Genomic DNA, 17,826 nt, shown 5'->3' on the forward strand with positions numbered 1-17,826 from the left:
GGACTAAATGCCTATTTCAGAGCCCAATCCGCTTCTTCGGCGAACACTCCAACAATAAGGGAGCAAACACCCATGACGCATGCCATTCGTTTTCACAGGACCGGAGGTCCGGAAGTCCTGGTTTGGGAGCAAGTCGAGGTCGGCAAGCCCGGTCCGGGTGAGGCGCGCATCCGTCACACTGCGGTCGGTCTCAATTTCGTCGACATATATAACCGCTCGGGTCTCTATCCCGCGCAATTGCCGAGCGGGCTCGGCAGCGAGGCGGCCGGCGTGGTCGAGGAGGTCGGACCGGGCGTGACCGATTTGAAGCCGGGTGATCGCGTTGCCTACGGCGCCTCGCCGCTCGGCGCCTATTCCGAGGCGCGGCTGATCCCGGCTGACCGGTTGTTGAAACTTCCGGACGGCGTCGACGACAAAACCGCGGCGGCGATGATGCTGAAGGGGCTCACGACGCAGTATCTGATCCGGCAGACCTATCGTGTGAAGGCGGGCGACACCATACTGCTGCATGCGGCAGCGGGCGGCGTCGGCCTGATTCTGAGCCAATGGGCGAAGCATCTCGGCGCGACAGTGATCGGCACGGTGAGCAACGACGAGAAGGCCAAGCTCGCAAAAGATCACGGCTGCGACCACGTCATCATCTATACCCGCGAGGATTTCGTGAAGCGCGTCGACGAGATCACCGGCGGCAAGAAGGTGCCGGTCGTCTATGATTCCGTCGGCAAGGATACTTTCCTGAAGTCACTGGACTGCCTGGCGCCGCTCGGTGTTGTCGCACTGTTCGGCCAATCCTCCGGCGCGGTCGAGCCGCTCAATCTCGGCCTGCTGGCGCAGAAGGGCTCGCTCTACGTCACCCGCCCGACACTTTTCACTTATGCGGCGAAGCGCGAGAACCTGGTGGCGATGGCAGGTGAGCTGTTTGACGTCGTGAAGTCCGGCGCGGTCAAGATCGAGGTCCACCAGACCTATCCGCTGAAGGACGCGGCGAAGGCGCATGCCGATCTTGCGGCGCGCAAGACCACGGGATCGACCGTGCTTCTGGTGTAATGCCAGATCGGATCGTGATGCAGGCCGCTCGCGGCCTGCGTTACGATCGTTCGTGCTTGCGAAGGTCGCGGGCGTGATCGAAGCGGGCCGCCTGGAGGTCGACCTCTCCAGGCGCAATCTCCGGCAGGGCGGCCTGGGTGAGGATGTCCTCGGTCACGTCCTCGACCGCGGACCCGCTGATTTCGTGGATGAAGCAGATGTTTCCGTACTCACCGGAGGCGACGCGCGAGACGACCTCGCGCCGGGTTACTTCGGGGTCGACGACTGCTTCGCGTCCGCGGCGACCATAATCGATCATCACGACGAAATACTGCATCAAGATTCCTTGCCCGCCTCGAGGCGAGCTGCAGTATTTCTGAAAATAGGAATATAGTCAAGCCCCGTCTTCCAAAAATCGGAAATCGAGGCTCTGTAATCTCGAGCAGATCGCGCGTTACTTGCCCTTGCCTTTGCGAGCGCGGGCCGACTTGGCACGCAGCCGCTCGAGCTGGCCCTTGGGCATGGTGAGGCATATCTCGCCGACCCACTCCAACTTCACGCCGACGATCGGCTTGGCGTTGAAGCTGGCGAGATTGACGAGCGAGGGAGACTTGCCTCGTTCGATGGTCTTCAGATAACGCTCCCCCGTCTTCAGCCGGACTACCGCCTCCTCGCCATAGAAGCTCGACAGCGGGAAACGTTGCTCCTTATAGACCACGATCACGTCGCCGTTCTCGTACTTGGGCAGCATGGAATCGCCCATGACCTCGAAGGCGACGGTCTCCTCCATGATCGGGAAGGGCAGTACGATGTCGCCAAGTCCTTCCGGCGGGACCTGCTCATATTCCGGCTCGATGACGGCGCCGGCGCCGACACGGCCCATGATCGGCGAGAGATTGAGCTCAAGGTATTCCATAATCGGCAGGATCTCCGACGCCTTGACAAGGCGCTCACCGCCGAGGATTTCGGAAACCGCGCCCGGTCGGACGCCCATGGCCTGGGCCAGCCCGCCCTTGCTCTTGCCTGACCGCTTCAGGCCTCGTTCGATCATCGTCGCGTCCAGCATGGTGATTCCCCTCGTTTGTCCAGCTTTCGTAACTACCTTAACCCGAAATTCGGAATTATCTATTACGAATATCAGAAGTCTAGCTTGACTTATTATTCGGAATATCGGAATGTGTGCTTCGCCTCAGGAACGTCGTTCGGACCAGGTGAGGCGGATCACAGGGCAAGACAGTATGGAACCGGGCATCTGGGCGTCGGAGCACTCCGACGCGCTGCGCGACTATTTTCTCAAGGGAATGTCTTTTGCGGAGATCGGCAAGGAGATTAACGTAAGATTTGGAATGAATTACAGCCGAAACGCGGTGATCGGGCGGGCCAAGCGGATGGGTCTCGCCGCGCCCAAGCAGATGCCTGCTCCACCGATCGCGCCGCATCTGCCGAATGGACTGCAGCGCTGGCCAAACCCTGCGGGGAAGGGCGAGGCGTCCAAACCGCCTTTCGTCCCGGCCGAGCCGATCAAGCTGCGCTGCGTCGGTATCCGGCCGCGGCTGGTCTCGCTGCTCGCGCTCGAACCCGGCGACTGCCGCTATCCGTATGGCGGGGACAAGGATGGGGAGGCGATCGCCTTCTGCGGTCATCCCCGGCGCCCGGGCACCAGCTATTGCACGCCCCATTTTCATCTGACCTCCGGGCCCGACACGGCGCGAACGACCGGCCCGGTCATCCTGCGGCTCGTCGCGGCCGCCTGAACCTGGCCGCCCCGTGCTGGGAATCCGATTTCCGGCCTTTTGTGTCAAGGAGTATCCAAGTGGCACGTGCAAAACGCAGCAAAACCTTTCGCCTGGGAGGGATCTACGACCGCAGGTCACGCGACTTGGCGCTCCACGCCGAGGTGGCGGAAGTCGAGGTCGACAATCCCTTAGGCCTTGATCCCGGCGAAAAAATCATCGCGTTGCGCTCGGTCCGCAACGATCCATTGGGCCGGCTCCATGCCCATCACCAGATCGACGAAGCACAGTACCGCGGCGGCCGTGCGTTTCAGAACGACTGGGAGAAGGCGGAGCGGGGTCCGCAGGCGGTCGATCCCAGCCGGGAATATGTCGACGGCACCCTCGGCCGGGAGCCGGTTACCGAGGGCCAGCGCCAGGCGGTGCTGCGGCTGAACCGGGTCGAGCGCGAACTCGGCACGGACGGCGCGGCGCTCGTTCACGACGTCCTGGTGCTCGGATTGACGATGGAGCAGGTCGGCGAACGCCGCACCGTGCGCAGCCAGCGCTGGAACGACTATTTCTCCAAGAGGTTGCAGGAATGCCTGGACCGATTGGCGCAGGTCTACGGCTTTGCGACCGACGGCGGCGAGTCGAGCCCGCCAAGCGCTAAGGCGCGATGAGATCGTCATCGCGCGTTAGGTTATTGTTCGAGCATGATCTCCGCGCAAACGAGTTCCGCGTTTGTCGCGGGGGATAACCGTGTCACACTTTGCGCTAATGCGGTCCTTCGGCTCCGGATCATGTGCGCTTTCTCGCTTGAGGAGGGGGCAGGGACAGTCCGGCGCCGTTTTTTGTCGACATGCCCAAGAGCGCGACGGGATTTGGATGAATCGTCATCGCGCTCTGGGTTATTGTTCGAGCGTGATCATGCATCTCACGGATGCGGCACGATCTGGTACGGTGTCGTGTAGGGTTCGACGCGGAGCGAGGCGTTGGCCAGCAATCCGATCTTGGCGGTCGGCGCTTGCTGCAATTCGCCGTTCTGGCCGCGGTGGACGTTGTATTGCCACACGGTGAGATCGCCCTTCTGCGCCAGCGCATGGGCGACCGCGCTGGCGTCGGTGCCGCCGAGCGCCTGCAGCTCTTCGGCGTTCAGTCCGATGATGATTTCATCCTTGACGGTAACGATCTTGAACAGGTTCATCTTGGCCTCCTGCGCCCATGCGCCGTGTGATGCGAGAGTGAAAAGCGCAACCGCCGCGCCCTTGATGAGATCACTGCGAGAAAGCATTCCGTCTTCCTTTGCTGGATGCGCGCCCGAATCGTTAGTCCAGAAGTCAGCCATGGCGCCCGTGATCTGCGTGGCCGTATCGCACTGGGCTCTTGGTCGCTCGCTTGCGAATGACGGTTCATGCCTTTGAAAAATATCTTAAGATGGTGAACCGCGACGGGGCGCGCCGCGTCCAAGCACGAGACTTAAGGGGGGACCTTCCGATGAAATTTGCCGGCGTCGTTTGCTTCCTCGCTTCCCTGGCTGCGGCCGGCGCCGTTCACGCGGCCGATCCTTCCTACGTCGGAACCTGGAAATTCACGAGCGCGGTGGTGGCGCCTTGGGCGGATGCGCAACACAAGCCCGACAGCGCCGAACAGGCACGGCTGATGGGCAAGATGGTTCTCGTCAAAGCCAAGGAAATCTCCGGCCCGCGCCCCTTTGCCTGCGCCAAGCCGCAATACAAGCTAACCGACTACGCCGCCGATATGATCTTCCAGGGCGCTTTCGACGAGATGCAGCACTCCAGCAAGAAGACCGATCCGAAGGCGCTCGCCGCCTCGCTCGGCTTCACCGGCGACAAGATCAAGACGCTTGAAACAGGCTGCGAGATCGATTTCCACTTCGTGGATGATACGACTATCGAAGCGGGCCTCAACGATTACGTCTACACGCTGAAGAAGCAGTAATCCGATCGGTTCTGCTGTGCGGCCATCCTTCGAGGCGCTCGCCAAAGGCGGGCGTCTCGAGAGGCCGAGGACGTTCTCAGCCTTCGAACCGGGTGCGCCATCCTTCGGGGCCCCCGTTCCCCGTTCATGTTGGGAAACAAAATAGCCGCGTTGTCGCATTGACGTAGATCAAGCCAACGTGCAGCTATGACCTGCTGACTATGACCTGCTGAGTCCTGTCGCGGGCGGGGGTGGACCGGATCCGTCCTCCGGAATTGCCGAGGTGCGATGACGACGAAGCAATCCTCCCCCAGCAGTTTGGCTTGCCGGGAGGGTTGTTCCTTGTCATAATTGCAACCTCATCGGGTTCACCCGACCCGTTGCGGGCATGCGGTTTGGCGGTTCGCCCGCGGTCGCCAGGCCGAGAGCCGTCCATGTCCGACGTCCGGTTCTCGAATGACGTTTGCCCTCTTACGAAGGTTGTTCCTTTCATAGGTGCGAGATGAAAAACCTCAATTTCGCGACTGAACTGCACCTGAAGCTGGGGGCGCCTGCGAGTCAAACAGTCGAGAGCCTGCGATTGCTGCGCGCATTTCTCAAGCTCGCGCCGCGGCAGCGCTTCGAGGTCATCAAGCTGGTCGAAGACCTCACCACCGAAGAAATTCCTGAACATCCACTTTCGTAAGGGGTATCGCCCACCGAAGTCCCAACCTTAACTGACCGCCCCAGGGATCCCTGACGCCCAGCGGAGCCGCTGGAATGCGATCCGATAAGTGTGATAAATCCGTCAGGGACAAGGGGAGGACGGCGACATGATCGAACCGAAGCTCGAAGTTCCGGCCGAATTGCGCGATCTGGCCGAGAAGACCATCGATCAGGCGGAAAAAGCCTTCGGCCTGTTTTTCGATGCTGCCACCAAGTCGATGTCATCGGTGCCTGGAACCAGCACAGACGTTTCCAAGCAGGCGCTTGCTTTCACTGAACAAAACATGAAGGCGGCGTTCGAGCACGCGCGCAAGCTCGTTCACGCAACCGATCTCCAGGAAGCGATGCGCATCCAGTCCGAATTCCTGAGAAGTCAATTTACCAATGCCGGTGAACATATGCGACAGATCACCGGCAACCTGATGCAGCCCGGCAAAGGCAAGTCCTGAACCGCGGGCGGTGCGGCGTGCTCACAAATTGATCTTGCGTGAAAGCGTCGCGCGGAATTCAATCGTATGGCAGGTCCATGATGGGCCACCGGATGAGCATATCATCCGCCGTCCGTCATCCTTTCTGCTGATCCCTGTCGGCTCAACCGGCAGGGATTTGCATTTGAGGGGCCCAGCTTCTCCGGCGTGATGTCGGGCCTGCGCGCGATGGCCGCAAAAGGCGCTGACCTCGGCGCTCGCCTGTTTCTGTTCGCTCGTCACGACATGACAGCCAGCGCACCTGCGCTTTGCAAGATCAGCGCCGTGATCGGGTCGGCGGCGTAAGCCGGCGATCCGGACAGGCCGGCCGCGACGATCAGAGTTGAGCGCCGTTTGACGAGCGCTCGCATGAGGCGTCCTCGAACCATTTGTCCGGTGTCCGCGCTCAACCGCAGCACGATCCGGGGAATTGCGAGAGATCTATGCGGGCGATGATCGACCGGACCAGGCCGCGGGCGAAGCGGTAGAGGCGGCGAAGGAAGGTCGGCGCAGCCGCAGCGGGCAGCATTAGACTTTGTGTGTAGTGCGACATCTGGGCTTCCCCGACGCTCGAGGTTTGCCTTGTCGCGCATTCGGCGCCGGGCCGCCTTGATCTGTCGCAAACCCGTTTGGCAGGCGTGTCCCGCGGTACCCGATGGCGGGACTAGCCGAACAGCCAGGACGTAGGATTAGCAATCGGTTTGTGCTCGTTCAGCAACAGGCCGCCCTTGACGATGCGGACCATTGACCAGATGAACCACCAAGCAAAAATCGGAAAGCCGATCAGCACCATGCACAGCGGAATGCCGACCGCGAGGTACGCCAGTCCGATCCAGAAGGTCCTGATCTGAAACCGGTAGTGCGAGCGCGGCACGGGGTCCGCACCGTCGACCTTCGTATGCGCGATGATGACGCCGATCAGCGCCGAAATCCCGGTAAAATAGCCCACGCCGTAAAGCACGTAGACAACGACGGCGAGGTTGTCGTCGGAGACGACGGGGCGCTGGTTTTCATAAGGGAGTGTGATGGCCGCCTCCGTTGCCATGGGATCGAGCTCTGCGAACGCCCAATAGGTCGCTCCAGCCATGTTCCCGGTTCAACAAACCGTTGGTTGTTGGAGGAAAAGCGGACCTCAGGCGTGCCAGTGAACCTAGTAGTCGCCGGGGTTCATGATCAGCGGGCTCGTCGTATCGGTCGGCGCAAGCTCGCTGCTGGAGCTGCTGCGCAGGAACTGATCCAGCGTGGCCTGGATCTTCTCCTTCACCGAATCCGGTCCCCGGTCGCTCAGCTCGGTGTGCTGGGCACCGGTATTAATGATGTCGATGCCGCGCCGCTTCGCCTGCTCGGGCGTCGGCAGGACGCCGGGATCGGTGACGAACCTCGGGTCCTTCGAGCGGAATGACAGGATCTTGAGGTGATCGCTGAGCACGAAGGGCACCCGCAGATTGTCGAGCGTGATCACCTTCGACACCAGCTCGGGATGCTGATGGGCGACATACATGGAAACGTCGCCGCCGTTGGAATGGCCGACGAGCGTGATGTGATCGTATTCCGCGTTCTCCTGCTGCTTCTTCAACTCGTTCAGGACGAACAGGATGTTGGCCTCGCAGCGCATGTAAACACCCTTTCGACCGACATAGGGCTGACCGACCTTGGTCATCAGGGGCGGATCGGTCGGCAGATCCTGCTGGATGCTGGCCACGAGATATCCGCGCGCGGCGAGTACGTTGGCCAGGAACGAGTACTCTGTGGCCTTGACCGTGTTGCCGTTGCTGATGACTGCAAGCGGAAGCTTCCAGAGGCCGAGATTGGCCTTGGTCTCGTAATCTCGGCGCACGGCGATGTCGACCGAGACCGGCCGCTGGCGTGCGGCGTCAAACAGATTGAGCGTCTCGTGGCGGATCGCGAACTTGCTCACGGCGAAAAATTCGCCCGCAGCAAGTACGCAAAGGAACGCCAGAATCGCGAAAGCCCTCTTCATCGTTTCACCCCGATCACTTTTCACAGAGGTAGTGATGGGGAACCAGCGGATCGAGCGATTGTGAGGGCTAGGCGGGATTAAATTTAGGCAAGCTTGATCGTATGCAAACGAAGGAGGGGAATTAGAGGCAATTGGCCTTTCCCCGTTCCGGGCAGAGCCTGAAGGCGTTCGATAGCGTGAACAGGAACCGCGCATTTCGCCGTTCATTGTCGGGCGCGCGGTAGCTGAGCGGAACAGCGACGGCGAGATCAGCCCGCAAATCGTCCGACAGGAACAGGCGTATGCCGGCGCCGGCGGATGTCAGCGACAACCCGTCGCTCAGCCGATAGCCGTCGTTCCACACCACGCCGGCATCGGCAAAGCCGTAGATCTGGTAGCCGGTCCAGTAGCGGAAATTGACCGTCTGGTCGAAGCGAATCTCGAACGATCCGGCAAGCCCGTTGTCGCCGCTGATTTCGGCGGCGCCATAGCCACGGCCGAAGGCGATGCCGCCGAGATAGAATTGTTGCGACGTGAACAGAGGCCGGGATGCGGTCTGGCTCGCGCCTGAAAGCTTGATCGACCATGCGTCGGTGAGAGTCTGGTAGCGCGTGAACCAGGCATTCAACACCGAGAAGTTCGCCGAGGCGCCGTCGCGCGACAGAAGGTCGTCGGTCCAGTGCGAGGCGCCGAAAATGTCGAGCCCCTGGCGATAGGTCAACGTCAGATAGTTGGTGCCGCCGAAGCGGTCCTGCAGCCGGTAATCCGAGGTCAGGCTCGCGGTTCTGATATGATCAAGGTACGATGGCCCGAACATATCGTGTTCCGATACGTTGCTGAAGGTGAAGGCCGAGGTGAGCGTGAGCGAAGATGCTTGCGACTGAAGCGGCACGATGCTTGCCCGTAACTCGAAGGCTTCCGTCGTCGTGATGTCGCTGTCGAGGCGACGGGCATCGCCCGGCCGTACCGCGCTGTACAGGATCGAGGCGCCGAGCCGCACGCCGTCGACACCAACCGGCGCGTCATAGGACAATCGTCCGAAGCCAAGCTGACGCGGATCGTTTGCAATCGTCGACAGGTTGACCGCCAGCGTGTCGCCGGGCGTGAGGTAAGAGTTGAAGGCGCCGGTCGCATAGGTCTGCCACGGTCCGACCGACGATGATCCAAGATTGTCCAGGCCGAACGAGGTGAAGATGTGCCAAGTCTTCAGGAAGACGGTGAGGCGGAAGCGGCCGCTCGCGGTGCCGATTTCCTCGAGCGCAGTATCGGCGATCCGCACGCCCGGCCATCCGTTGATCAGATAAAGCTGGCGTTCGAGCGTGGCGAGGCGCGAGGGATGCTCGGCGAGGGCCGGATCCAGCATCGGACGGATGCCGAATTGCTCGGCGCCATCGCCTTTCAAGTCGGCCTCGACGATGGAGCCTTCGATCACCTGTATCCGGACGCGTCCATCCTGGATGTCTTGCGGCGGGATGATGGCCCGGCTCAGATGGAAACCGGCGGAGCGATAGAGATCGCTGATGGCGCCGGCGATCGCCGCGAGGTCCGCCTGCGAGACCTGCTTTCCAAGATACGGTTGCCAGGTGCTGGTGAGGCGATCACGCGGAATGCTGTCCGCACCAATGATGCTGACGTCGCGAAGCACGAATTGCGGTCGGGCATTCGCGCCGACGTCGGGGCGGCCGAAACTCGGTAGTCTTACGGGGGAGCGACTGCGGGAGTTCTGATCCGATTGTGTGTCGAAATATTTTTCGGTCTGTCGCGGATCGAAGCCCGGCTGGTTCGCTTGCTGCGCGAGACCTTGCGGAATTGCCGCAAGAATAGGCACAAGCAGGCCCATTACGGTAGCAAAATGTCTCCACGAGCGGCTCCATCGAGACCGCTCTCCGTAGTTCAACTGAGTCGCTCCACGGGCTCGGTAAGAGGTCGTTAGGCACATGATTTTTCATAGTTTTTTATGGTCAACGATTGGTTAACGGTGCGATGGAACTTGGCGCGACTCCGGCTAATCCAATCTTGAGACATCTCCGATAAATCTCAGGTCCGCTGTTCGCGGACTGAGGACTCATCATGCTCGGCAGAGATGGAATGCGGCGCGCCCTGTTGGCCGCGTTGGTACTGGGATTTGCTTCCAACGCGTTTGCAGCGGATGGCGGTGTCTGGTCGGTCAGCAAGGCGTCGGGCGACGTTTGGATCGCGACGGACGGAGCACAGCAGGTCTCGCTCAAGCAGGAAGAGACGCTGAAGCCTGGTGATACCATCCGGACCGGGCGCAACGGTCGCGTGCTTGTGGTGCGTGGCGAAGAGACCATCCTGATCTCACCGAATTCGGTCGTCGGTCTGCCGACGGAGCAGAAGGACGGGCTTTCGACCACCATCGTGCAGCAGGCGGGTTCTATCCTGCTCGAAGTCGAAAAGCGCAACGTCAAGCATTTCGAAGTCGAGACGCCCTATCTCGCCGCCGTGGTCAAGGGCACGCAGTTCAGCGTCACGGTGAACGCCGACAGCACCAAGGTCGGCGTCGTCCGTGGGCAGGTCGAGGTCTCCGATTTCCGCACTGGTCAGATCGCTCAGGTGATGCCCGGCCAGGCCGCGACGGCCTTCGAGCATGGCAAGCCTGGCCTCAACCTGAGCGGCTCCGGTACCTTCAATTCGATCGAGCAGGGCAAGCCGCGCGCGTCGACCATCGAGCGAGTGCCGGTGCCGAAATCGGGCCTGCCGGCACCGCGCAATGCTGCGAACGGCCACACCTTCCACGCTCTCGCGCACATAGAGAACGGCAAGGTCGCCGGAGCGGCTTCCAAGCCCCAGCAGGCGGCGGGCGGGTCTCATGTCAAGCCGAGCGTGGTCCGCATCTCCAGTCCGCTTGGCGAGGTGAAGCTGAATTTCAACAAGGTGACGCACGGGCTCGCACGCGGACCGGTTACTGCCGCCGCCGCCGTCAGAAGTGCGTCAGGCTCCAGCACCGATACCGTCTGGAGCGACAGCAAGACGAACGCGACGTCGGCCTCCAACAGCGCCAGCCAGACGGCGGTGACGACGAGCACCAGTAGTACGACGAGCAGCAGCACGAGCACCTCGAGCACGACCACGACGACGGCTGCGACAACGGCCGGGTCGTCGAGCGATAGCTCGAGCAGCAGCTCCGGCGGTAACAAAAAGAGCAATTCCGAAGACGGCAATAGTGGCTCGACCGGCAACGGTAAAGGCAACAACGGCAACGGCAACGGGAATGGCGGGGGCAACGGCAGTAACGGCAACGCCTACGGCCACCACAAGAACTGAGGCCATTCCGTAGGGGATCAAGGGGGCGCATCCGGATTGAACCGGATGTGCGGGGGGACTAGGTGAAACGCTATCGACCGCATATTCTGGTTGTGGTTGCGCTTGCCGTCGTGCTGTCGACGGGATGGCACGGTGCGCTGCGCAGTGCGCTCACCGATTTGCGCTTCGCCTCGCAATCGCGCGAGGCGAGTGGCGATATCGCGGTGGTTGCGATCGATGCGGCATCGATCGACCGGATCGGCGTCTGGCCGTGGCCGCGGCAGCTACATGCCGAACTCTTGCGCAAGCTCGAAAGCGCCGGTGTTCGCGATGTCGCCTTCGACGTCGACTTCAGCACACCGTCGGATCCTGCATCCGACCAGGCTTTCGTCGAGGCGCTGAAGGACGTCGGCGGTTCGACGATCCTGCCGTCCTTCAAGCAACCGGCACCGAACGGCGGCGGTATCCACATCAACCGTCCTCTGACGCCATTCGGCGAACAGTCGTGGCCGGCCGTCGTCAACGTTAGCGTGGAGTCCGACGGGCTGGTTCGACGCTATCCTTTCGGCGAGAGGCTCGGCGAAGAGTTCGTGCCTTCGATGGCGGCGGTGTTGGCGGGGCAATATGCCAACCGGAGCTTGCCGTTCCTGATCGATTTCTCGATTCGCGCGGCATCGATTCCGCGCGTTTCCTTTGTTGATGTGCTACGCGGCGACGCCACGACCCTTTCCAAGTTGAAGGACAAGAAGGTCCTCGTCGGGGCGACCGCTCTCGAGCTCGGCGACCGCTTCAGCGTACCCAACGGCAATGTCGCATCCGGTCCCGTGCTACAGGCGCTGGCGGCGGAATCGATCCTTCAGCATCGCACGCTGCGCTGGACCTCCGATATAGGCATGATCCTGGGCCTCGGTGCCCTGGCCTTGCTCATGATGTTCTCCTGGCGCCGCCTTGGTCCGGGCGTTAGGGTCGTCATCCTCGTTGCGGCGGCGGCGGCAGTCGAGCTCATCGCTGCCCTCGTGCAGCTAAAATGGCCGCTCGTCATCGACACGTCGCTGTTCCACATCGCGACCGTTGCCTATCTCACCGCGATTGCGCTCGACGAGATCGATTTCCGCAGCCTGCTCGGTCGCATCGCCGAGAGCCGCTTCCACCGCATTGCGATGTCACTCGGCGACGGCCTGGTCTGCACCGATGAAAACCACATGATCACAGTGTGGAATCCCGGCGCGAGCGCGATCTTCGGCTACATGCCGGCGGAAATGATCGGCCGCCCCTTCGAAGCGCTCTGCGCATCGCCGACCGACGGCGCGGCCAAGCGCTTCTCGACGCGTGACGCCGCGCGTCAGGCGTTGCTGGTCCCGGGCGGGGCCGTCGTCGTCGAGTTTGAGGGACGGCGCAGGAACGGCGAGGTGTTTCCGCTCGAGGCCAGCTTCTCGGGCTGGCAAGGCACAGACGGCTTCCAATATGGCGCGATTCTGCGCGACATCTCGGTCCGCAAGCGCGAGGCCGAACGCGTTAAATATCTCGCCGAGTACGACTCGCTCACGGAGATAGCCAACCGCAACACCTTGCATACGGGGTTGGTCGGCCTGGTCGCGGCGGCGAAGCGGCAGTCGCGCGAGGTCGCGCTCCTGGTGCTGGGCCTGGACGGTTTCCAGCAGATCAACGATATGTTCGGTCATGCGGCCGGTGATCTCGTGCTCAAGGCGGTCGCCGAGCGGTTGCGGGTCGAGGCCGGAGCCAAGGCGATAGTCGCGCGGCTCAGCGGCGACGAGTTCGCGATCGCGATTGACTGTGTCGAGGCCAATGAGCCGATCGCGGCGTTCACCGAGCGCGTGATCCGCGCGTTCGAGCTGCCGCTCGCGGCCGGCACGCGCCAGCATCGCGTCAGGACCAGCGTCGGGATCGCCGTCTATCCGGACGGCGGGCAGAACGCCGACGACCTCCTGAGCAACGGCCATCTCGCACTCTACCGGGCGAAGACGACCCACCGCGGCGGCTACGTAATCTTCGAGAGCACAATCAGACAGGAGCTCGAGAACAGGCTGACGTTCGAGAGCGAGCTCGCGCAGGCCGTGGACCGCAACGAATTCGAGCTGTTCTACCAGCCGCAGGTTCGCCTGGTTGACGGCGCGCTCCTTGGCGCGGAAGCGCTGATCCGCTGGCGTCATCCCTCGCGCGGCTACGTCTCGCCCGCCGAGTTCATGCCTGTCGTCAATACGTCGGCGCTCTCGGAACGGATCGCCGGCTGGGTGATGGAGACGGCCTGCAAACAGGCGCGGGCGTGGGAGCTCGCCGGCAACAACGTTCGCGTCGCGATCAATCTGTCGCCGTCGCAGCTTCATTCGGGGGATCTCGCGCATTCGGTCGGCGAACTGCTCGCCGCCACCGGGCTCTCGCCTTCGCTGCTCGAGCTCGAGGTGACCGAGGATATCCTTCTCCTCGACGAGGCGCGGGTGCTCGACATGTTCAAGCGGATCCAGGAGCTCGGTGTCCGCGTTCTGTTCGACGATTTCGGCACGGGTTACGCGAGCTTGAGCTATCTGAAGAAGTTTCCGCTCGACGGGCTCAAGATCGACCGCTCCTTCGTGCTCGATCTGCTCGCCGATTCCGACGACGCAGCGATCGTCAGCTCGACCGTCGGATTGAGCAGGCAGCTTGGCCTCTCCGTGATCGCCGAGGGCATCGAGAACCGCGCCACGGCCGATTTCCTGGTCAGCATGGGATGCGAGGAAGGGCAGGGCTATTTCTTCGGCCGCCCGATGCCGGCCGAAGCATTCGCGCGTCAGTTTCTGACGGTGCAGCCGATCCAGGAAGTCGTCGGCGCCGCCTGAGTGAGACGCGTGGCGGTACGGACAATTCCGGCAGAATCGGTTGCTAGCGGCGGCGCGCGATCGCGATGCCGAGCAGGAATGCGACGAACAGGCTCGCCAGCGGCGCCTCGCGCGTGATCGCGGCGACCGTTGCGAGCGGCTTGCCGGGCCTTCGCGCCTCCTCGATGGCCGTCGTAAGGCGATCGACTGCGGCATGCAGGCCGCCGGCGACCTCGCCGATCGTGCGGGTGACGTCGGTTGCGGCATCGACGGCGCGCTCGGCCAGGCCTGGCTGCGAAACTGGTTCCGGTGTGTCCACGCTCAAGGCTTATGGCCTCCAGACCCGCGAAATGGCAGGGACCGGCACCTTTGGCTATCCTCGCGAGCGCTCGTTTTGAACAGCGGGTCCGAAGACCTTTGGCTATCCGCGACTGGCGCCGTCTTGACGGCGGGTGCCGGCCTGCACTGAAAATGCGGCGGACGTGGTTTGGTTCCCTCCAGTGTCGGCCGGCGACAGCATCAGCCCGGGAAACGACGGACGCGAATCTCTGTTAGGCTGATGCCCCAGCGCAGACCTGATCAGGGAGATGGTCGTGACCGATCGCACAACGTCGGATCGAACCAGGCGCATAGCGCTGCTCGGCGCTGCCATCGACATGGGGGCTTCGCAGCGCGGAACGCTGATGGGCCCTGCGGCCCTGCGGACCGCCGGCCTTGCGACCCTGCTGGAAAATCTCGACTTCGAGGTCGTCGATCATGGCGATCTTTCGGTCGCCGGCATTCCCGATTCCACCGACGAGCCGCCCCGGAACGCCAATCACTACCGCGAGATCCAGCGCTGGACACGCGTCGTGAGCCATCGCGCCTATGACGTCGCCAAGAGCGGCGCGGTCCCGATCTTTCTCGGCGGCGATCACACGCTGTCGATGGGCTCGGTCAATGCCATGGCGCGTCACTGGCAGGAGCACGGGCGCAAACTGTTCGTGCTCTGGCTCGACGCGCATGCCGACTACAACACGCCGGCGACGACGATCACGGCGAACATGCATGGCATGTCCGCGGCGTTCTTGTGCGGCGAGCCCGGGCTCGACGGGCTGCTCGGCAAGGAGCCGCGCGCCTCGATCGACCCCGACCAGCTCGAGCTGTTCGGCACGCGCTCGATCGACAAGCTCGAGAAGGAGCTGATGCGCACGCGGCGCATCCGCGTCGCCGACATGCGCCAGATCGACGAGTTCGGCGTCGCCGTCCTGATCCGGCGCTTCATCGAGCGGGTGAGGGAAAGCGACGGGGTGCTGCACGTCAGCTTCGACGTCGATTTCCTCGACCCCTGCGTGGCCCCTGGCGTCGGTACCACGGTGCCGGGCGGGGCGACCTATCGCGAGGCACACCTGATCATGGAGCTGCTGCACGATTCCGGCCTGGTCCGGTCGGTCGACATCGTCGAGCTCAATCCGTTCCTGGACGAGCGCGGCCGCACCGCGCGGACGGCGGTCGAGCTGATCGGCAGCCTGTTCGGGCAACAGATCGCGGACCGCCCGACGCCGAGCAACGCGATCTCGCCTGGCGAGTAGAGTCCGAGGCGCTCGTCCGGTCGCACAAGCGCTGCCGCGCTGGGATGGAACTCCTCCGCGAGACCGAGCATTTAGATCAGCCGTGGCGACGATCGCCTGATTTTGAAATGCACGCGAATTGCCAAGGCGCGCGCGAGGCGATTTCATGCGGCTGAGCACGAGGGCCCGCAATGACCAAGACACGAACGACTGACGGCATCGACGCGACCACGCGCCGTCGCTTCCTTAAGTCCGGCGGCGTGGCCCTGAGTGGAGTCGTTCTCGGCAGCGGCACCGCTGCCACGGCGGCTGGAACGGACAATCTGCCGCCCGACATTCCTGAATGGATGAAGGCGCCGGGCGAGCCGATGGGCAGTCAGCCCTATGGGGCGCCGTCGCCGTTCGAGAAGAACGTCGTCAAGAACATCTCGAAGAACCTCAAGCAGTACATCTCCGCTTCGGGCCGGACGCCGTTGCAGGAGCTCGACGGCATCATCACGCCGAACGGGCTGTTCTACGAGCGCCATCATGGCGGCGTGCCGACGATCGATCCGGCGCAGCACCGCCTGATGCTTCATGGCCTGGTCGAACGTTCCCTGATCTTCACCATGGACGACCTGCGGCGCTTTCCGTCGCAGTCGCGCATCCACTTCCTCGAATGCTCGGGCAATCCCGGCTACACGAAGCCTTACGGCAAGACCGCCTCCGACCTCGTGGGCCTCGTGAGTTGCGCCGAATGGACCGGCGTGAGCCTGAAGCTGGTGCTCGAGGAAGCCGGTCTCAAGCCGGACGCCAAATGGGTCGTGGCCGAAGGCGCCGACGCCGCGGCGCTGACGCGCAGCGTCCCGATCGAGAAATGCCTCGAGGACGCCATGCTGGTCTACAGCCAGAACGGTGAGCGGCTGCGGCCGCAGCAAGGCTATCCGCTGCGGCTCTTCCTGCCCGGCTTCGAAGGCAACATGAGCGTGAAATGGCTGCGGCGCCTGCATGTGACGTCGGAGCCTACCTATTCGCGCGAGGAGACCTCGAAATACACCGACCTCTTGCCTGACGGCACCGCGCGCGAGTTCTCCTTCTACATGGAGGCCAAGTCGATCATCACGCGTCCCTCCGGCGGACAGCGCCTCGATGGGCCCGGCTTTCACGAGATCACCGGCATCGCCTGGAGCGGGCACGGCAAGATCGCCCGCGTGGAAGTGTCCATCGATGACGGCAAGAGCTGGCAGTCAGCGCAATTGCAGGAGCCGGTGCTGACGCGCGCATTGACGCGCTTCCGCTTTCCGTGGCGATGGGACGGCAAGCCGGCCGTGATCCAGAGCCGCGCCGTCGACGAGACCGGCTACGTCCAGCCAACGCTTGCCGAGCTCCTCGCCGTGCGCGGCGAGAACTATTTCTACCACAACAACGCGATCTGGCCCTGGCGCATCGCGGACGGCGGCGAGGTGACCAATGCGCTGGCGTGAATCCTGCGGCATCGCCGTCGCGGTCCTGCTCTGCGCTTGGACGAGCGGCGCGTCTGCGCAAAGTCCTTACGGCATCGGACGGCCGGCATTGCCCGCGGAGATCGCGGGCTGGAACATCGACATCGGACGCGACGGCAGCAATCTGCCTGAGGGCCGCGGCACGGTCAGTCGGGGAGGCGAGGTGTTCGCTCAGCAATGCGCGTCCTGCCATGGCGACAAAGGCGAGGGTGGCCTCGGCGATCGCCTCGTCGGCGGGCAGGGGACGATCGGCACAGCGAGGCCGATCCGCACTGTCGGCAGCTACTGGCCTTACGCGACGACGCTGTTCGACTACATCCGCCGCGCGATGCCGCAGAACGCGCCGCAGTCTCTCAGCAATGACGACGTCTATGCGGTGTCGGCCTATATCCTCAGCCTGAACGGACTGGTCGGCGCAGATGCGACGCTCGATGCCAAATCGCTCGCCGCGATCAAGATGCCGAACCGCGACAAGTTCGTTGGCGACGCGCGTCCCGACGTGAAGTGAGGTTGCGCGACGATTCCAGGGTTCCGCGGAACTCCGCCGCATGAGGCGGAACCACGCGCGACCTCATTGCATTAACCCATGAGAGGAAATAGCCCAGAGTGTTCGATGGCAACAAGCTTCACGAACTCCCTTGCTATGGCGCTTCGCCACCCCGGCGTGATTGCGCTGATCGTCGCAGGCCTCACCATCGCCGCGATGCTGCTCGTCGACCATGGCCCGTGGAGCCGGGCGAAGGCACAGCCTGCGCATGTCGCGATGTATCACACCACGGGTGAAGCCGCGCACGCCGCCGGCGCCATGGTGCTGCCGACCGATCCGAAGTCGCCAATCGAGCCCGTGCGACCGGGACCGAAGACGTCCCCAACCGTCAACCCCGTGACGCCTTAACCTTCAGCTTTC

General features: G+C 62.9%; 21 protein-coding genes. 12 read left to right on the forward strand and 9 right to left on the reverse strand.

The genetic code is table 11. From position 1 onward, the window contains the following. Positions 1 to 72: 72 nt before the first annotated feature. Positions 73 to 1,047, forward strand: coding sequence for a quinone oxidoreductase family protein (locus tag SO156_RS35885; protein WP_498538082.1), 975 nt, complete (start codon positions 73 to 75; stop codon positions 1,045 to 1,047). A gap of 40 nt (positions 1,048 to 1,087) precedes the next feature. Here the strand turns inward: SO156_RS35885 and SO156_RS35890 are convergent, their stop codons facing one another. Both SO156_RS35890 and SO156_RS35895 read right to left on the reverse strand, forming a co-directional pair. Next, positions 1,088 to 1,363, reverse strand: a complete 276-nt coding sequence (locus SO156_RS35890) for a hypothetical protein (RefSeq protein ID WP_254104509.1) — start codon at positions 1,361 to 1,363, stop codon at positions 1,088 to 1,090. Positions 1,364 to 1,480: 117 nt separating this feature from the next. Further along, positions 1,481 to 2,092 carry a S24 family peptidase gene (locus SO156_RS35895; RefSeq protein ID WP_458148843.1) on the reverse strand — a complete coding sequence of 204 codons (612 nt, stop codon included), beginning with the start codon at positions 2,090 to 2,092 and terminating at the stop codon, positions 1,481 to 1,483. A gap of 172 nt (positions 2,093 to 2,264) precedes the next feature. On the opposite strand from SO156_RS35895, the gene SO156_RS35900 reads away from it, so the two are divergent. Both SO156_RS35900 and SO156_RS35905 read left to right on the forward strand, forming a co-directional pair. Next, positions 2,265 to 2,780, forward strand: coding sequence for a GcrA family cell cycle regulator (locus tag SO156_RS35900; protein ID WP_498538083.1), 516 nt, complete (start codon positions 2,265 to 2,267; stop codon positions 2,778 to 2,780). A gap of 59 nt (positions 2,781 to 2,839) precedes the next feature. After that, positions 2,840 to 3,421 (forward strand): hypothetical protein, encoded by a 582-nt coding sequence (locus SO156_RS35905; protein ID WP_498538084.1) that lies wholly within the window; start codon positions 2,840 to 2,842, stop codon positions 3,419 to 3,421. 254 nt (positions 3,422 to 3,675) lie between these two features. On the opposite strand, the gene SO156_RS35910 is transcribed toward SO156_RS35905, so the two are convergent. Beyond that, positions 3,676 to 4,032: a hypothetical protein gene (locus tag SO156_RS35910; RefSeq protein WP_498538085.1), complete on the reverse strand. Its 357-nt coding sequence runs from the start codon at positions 4,030 to 4,032 to the stop codon at positions 3,676 to 3,678. A 203-nt stretch (positions 4,033 to 4,235) separates the two neighbouring features. Here SO156_RS35910 and SO156_RS35915 point away from each other — a divergent pair, with 203 nt between their 5' ends. The 3 genes from SO156_RS35915 to SO156_RS35925 all read left to right on the forward strand — a co-directional run bounded on the left by SO156_RS35915 (position 4,236) and on the right by SO156_RS35925 (position 5,833). Continuing rightward, positions 4,236 to 4,700 carry a hypothetical protein gene (locus SO156_RS35915; protein ID WP_458148839.1) on the forward strand — a complete coding sequence of 155 codons (465 nt, stop codon included), beginning with the start codon at positions 4,236 to 4,238 and terminating at the stop codon, positions 4,698 to 4,700. Positions 4,701 to 5,181: 481 nt separating this feature from the next. Next, a complete protein-coding gene (locus tag SO156_RS35920) occupies positions 5,182 to 5,364 on the forward strand; it encodes a hypothetical protein (protein ID WP_027528419.1) in 183 nt (60 codons plus the stop codon). A 127-nt stretch (positions 5,365 to 5,491) separates the two neighbouring features. Beyond that, complete coding sequence (locus SO156_RS35925) at positions 5,492 to 5,833, forward strand: phasin (protein WP_458148838.1); 342 nt, start codon at positions 5,492 to 5,494, stop codon at positions 5,831 to 5,833. A 257-nt stretch (positions 5,834 to 6,090) separates the two neighbouring features. On the opposite strand, the gene SO156_RS35930 is transcribed toward SO156_RS35925, so the two are convergent. The 5 genes from SO156_RS35930 to SO156_RS35950 form a co-directional block, all read right to left on the reverse strand. Further along, on the reverse strand, positions 6,091 to 6,222 hold the full coding sequence (locus SO156_RS35930; RefSeq protein ID WP_458148837.1) for a hypothetical protein: 132 nt from the start codon (positions 6,220 to 6,222) through the stop codon (positions 6,091 to 6,093). Between the two features lie 35 nt (positions 6,223 to 6,257). Continuing rightward, a complete protein-coding gene (locus SO156_RS35935; RefSeq protein ID WP_498538086.1) occupies positions 6,258 to 6,404 on the reverse strand; it encodes a hypothetical protein in 147 nt (48 codons plus the stop codon). 111 nt (positions 6,405 to 6,515) lie between these two features. After that, entirely contained in the window at positions 6,516 to 6,938 is a 423-nt protein-coding gene (locus SO156_RS35940; RefSeq protein WP_498538087.1) for a DUF4870 family protein, read from the reverse strand. A gap of 63 nt (positions 6,939 to 7,001) precedes the next feature. Further along, complete coding sequence (locus tag SO156_RS35945; protein ID WP_458148835.1) at positions 7,002 to 7,832, reverse strand: alpha/beta fold hydrolase; 831 nt, start codon at positions 7,830 to 7,832, stop codon at positions 7,002 to 7,004. A gap of 121 nt (positions 7,833 to 7,953) precedes the next feature. After that, positions 7,954 to 9,750 (reverse strand): ShlB/FhaC/HecB family hemolysin secretion/activation protein, encoded by a 1,797-nt coding sequence (locus SO156_RS35950; protein WP_498538088.1) that lies wholly within the window; start codon positions 9,748 to 9,750, stop codon positions 7,954 to 7,956. A gap of 131 nt (positions 9,751 to 9,881) precedes the next feature. Between SO156_RS35950 and SO156_RS35955 the strand changes: the two genes are divergently transcribed. Together SO156_RS35955 and SO156_RS35960 are read left to right on the forward strand one after the other, a co-directional pair. Then, positions 9,882 to 11,096, forward strand: coding sequence for a FecR family protein (locus SO156_RS35955; RefSeq protein WP_498538089.1), 1,215 nt, complete (start codon positions 9,882 to 9,884; stop codon positions 11,094 to 11,096). Between the two features lie 62 nt (positions 11,097 to 11,158). Further along, entirely contained in the window at positions 11,159 to 13,909 is a 2,751-nt protein-coding gene (locus SO156_RS35960) for an EAL domain-containing protein (protein WP_498538090.1), read from the forward strand. A gap of 43 nt (positions 13,910 to 13,952) precedes the next feature. Here SO156_RS35960 and SO156_RS35965 read toward each other — a convergent pair whose 3' ends face one another. After that, complete coding sequence (locus SO156_RS35965) at positions 13,953 to 14,213, reverse strand: hypothetical protein (RefSeq protein WP_458148831.1); 261 nt, start codon at positions 14,211 to 14,213, stop codon at positions 13,953 to 13,955. Between the two features lie 268 nt (positions 14,214 to 14,481). On the opposite strand from SO156_RS35965, the gene rocF reads away from it, so the two are divergent. The 4 genes from rocF to SO156_RS35985 all read left to right on the forward strand — a co-directional run bounded on the left by rocF (position 14,482) and on the right by SO156_RS35985 (position 17,814). After that, complete coding sequence (rocF, locus tag SO156_RS35970; RefSeq protein WP_458148830.1) at positions 14,482 to 15,459, forward strand: arginase; 978 nt, start codon at positions 14,482 to 14,484, stop codon at positions 15,457 to 15,459. Between the two features lie 170 nt (positions 15,460 to 15,629). Continuing rightward, positions 15,630 to 16,901, forward strand: a complete 1,272-nt coding sequence (gene soxC, locus SO156_RS35975) for a sulfite dehydrogenase (RefSeq protein WP_498538091.1) — start codon at positions 15,630 to 15,632, stop codon at positions 16,899 to 16,901. Beyond that, the gene (locus SO156_RS35980) at positions 16,888 to 17,427 is read left to right on the forward strand and encodes a c-type cytochrome (protein ID WP_458148828.1); all 540 of its coding nucleotides are present in this window, start codon (positions 16,888 to 16,890) and stop codon (positions 17,425 to 17,427) included. The genes soxC and SO156_RS35980 overlap by 14 nt, the downstream gene beginning before the upstream one ends. 105 nt (positions 17,428 to 17,532) lie before the next feature. After that, entirely contained in the window at positions 17,533 to 17,814 is a 282-nt protein-coding gene (locus tag SO156_RS35985; protein ID WP_458148827.1) for a hypothetical protein, read from the forward strand. The last annotated feature ends 12 nt before the right edge of the window (positions 17,815 to 17,826 follow it).

It is taken from the genome of Bradyrhizobium sp. UFLA05-125 (genome assembly GCF_059803515.1).

What these genes read in the sequence shown, in the direction of transcription:
- SO156_RS35885 (WP_498538082.1), top strand. Translation starts at nt 73, where the DNA reads ATGACGCATGCCATTCGTTTTCACAGGACCGGAGGTCCGGAAGTCCTG.
- SO156_RS35890 (WP_254104509.1), bottom strand. Translation starts at nt 1,363, where the DNA reads ATGCAGTATTTCGTCGTGATGATCGATTATGGTCGCCGCGGACGCGAA.
- SO156_RS35895 (WP_458148843.1), bottom strand. Translation starts at nt 2,092, where the DNA reads ATGCTGGACGCGACGATGATCGAACGAGGCCTGAAGCGGTCAGGCAAG.
- SO156_RS35900 (WP_498538083.1), top strand. Translation starts at nt 2,265, where the DNA reads ATGGAACCGGGCATCTGGGCGTCGGAGCACTCCGACGCGCTGCGCGAC.
- SO156_RS35910 (WP_498538085.1), bottom strand. Translation starts at nt 4,032, where the DNA reads ATGCTTTCTCGCAGTGATCTCATCAAGGGCGCGGCGGTTGCGCTTTTC.
- SO156_RS35915 (WP_458148839.1), top strand. Translation starts at nt 4,236, where the DNA reads ATGAAATTTGCCGGCGTCGTTTGCTTCCTCGCTTCCCTGGCTGCGGCC.
- SO156_RS35920 (WP_027528419.1), top strand. Translation starts at nt 5,182, where the DNA reads ATGAAAAACCTCAATTTCGCGACTGAACTGCACCTGAAGCTGGGGGCG.
- SO156_RS35925 (WP_458148838.1), top strand. Translation starts at nt 5,492, where the DNA reads ATGATCGAACCGAAGCTCGAAGTTCCGGCCGAATTGCGCGATCTGGCC.
- SO156_RS35930 (WP_458148837.1), bottom strand. Translation starts at nt 6,222, where the DNA reads ATGCGAGCGCTCGTCAAACGGCGCTCAACTCTGATCGTCGCGGCCGGC.
- SO156_RS35935 (WP_498538086.1), bottom strand. Translation starts at nt 6,404, where the DNA reads ATGTCGCACTACACACAAAGTCTAATGCTGCCCGCTGCGGCTGCGCCG.
- SO156_RS35940 (WP_498538087.1), bottom strand. Translation starts at nt 6,938, where the DNA reads ATGGCTGGAGCGACCTATTGGGCGTTCGCAGAGCTCGATCCCATGGCA.
- SO156_RS35945 (WP_458148835.1), bottom strand. Translation starts at nt 7,832, where the DNA reads ATGAAGAGGGCTTTCGCGATTCTGGCGTTCCTTTGCGTACTTGCTGCG.
- SO156_RS35950 (WP_498538088.1), bottom strand. Translation starts at nt 9,750, where the DNA reads ATGTGCCTAACGACCTCTTACCGAGCCCGTGGAGCGACTCAGTTGAAC.
- SO156_RS35955 (WP_498538089.1), top strand. Translation starts at nt 9,882, where the DNA reads ATGCTCGGCAGAGATGGAATGCGGCGCGCCCTGTTGGCCGCGTTGGTA.
- soxC (WP_498538091.1), top strand. Translation starts at nt 15,630, where the DNA reads ATGACCAAGACACGAACGACTGACGGCATCGACGCGACCACGCGCCGT.
- SO156_RS35980 (WP_458148828.1), top strand. Translation starts at nt 16,888, where the DNA reads ATGCGCTGGCGTGAATCCTGCGGCATCGCCGTCGCGGTCCTGCTCTGC.
- SO156_RS35985 (WP_458148827.1), top strand. Translation starts at nt 17,533, where the DNA reads ATGGCAACAAGCTTCACGAACTCCCTTGCTATGGCGCTTCGCCACCCC.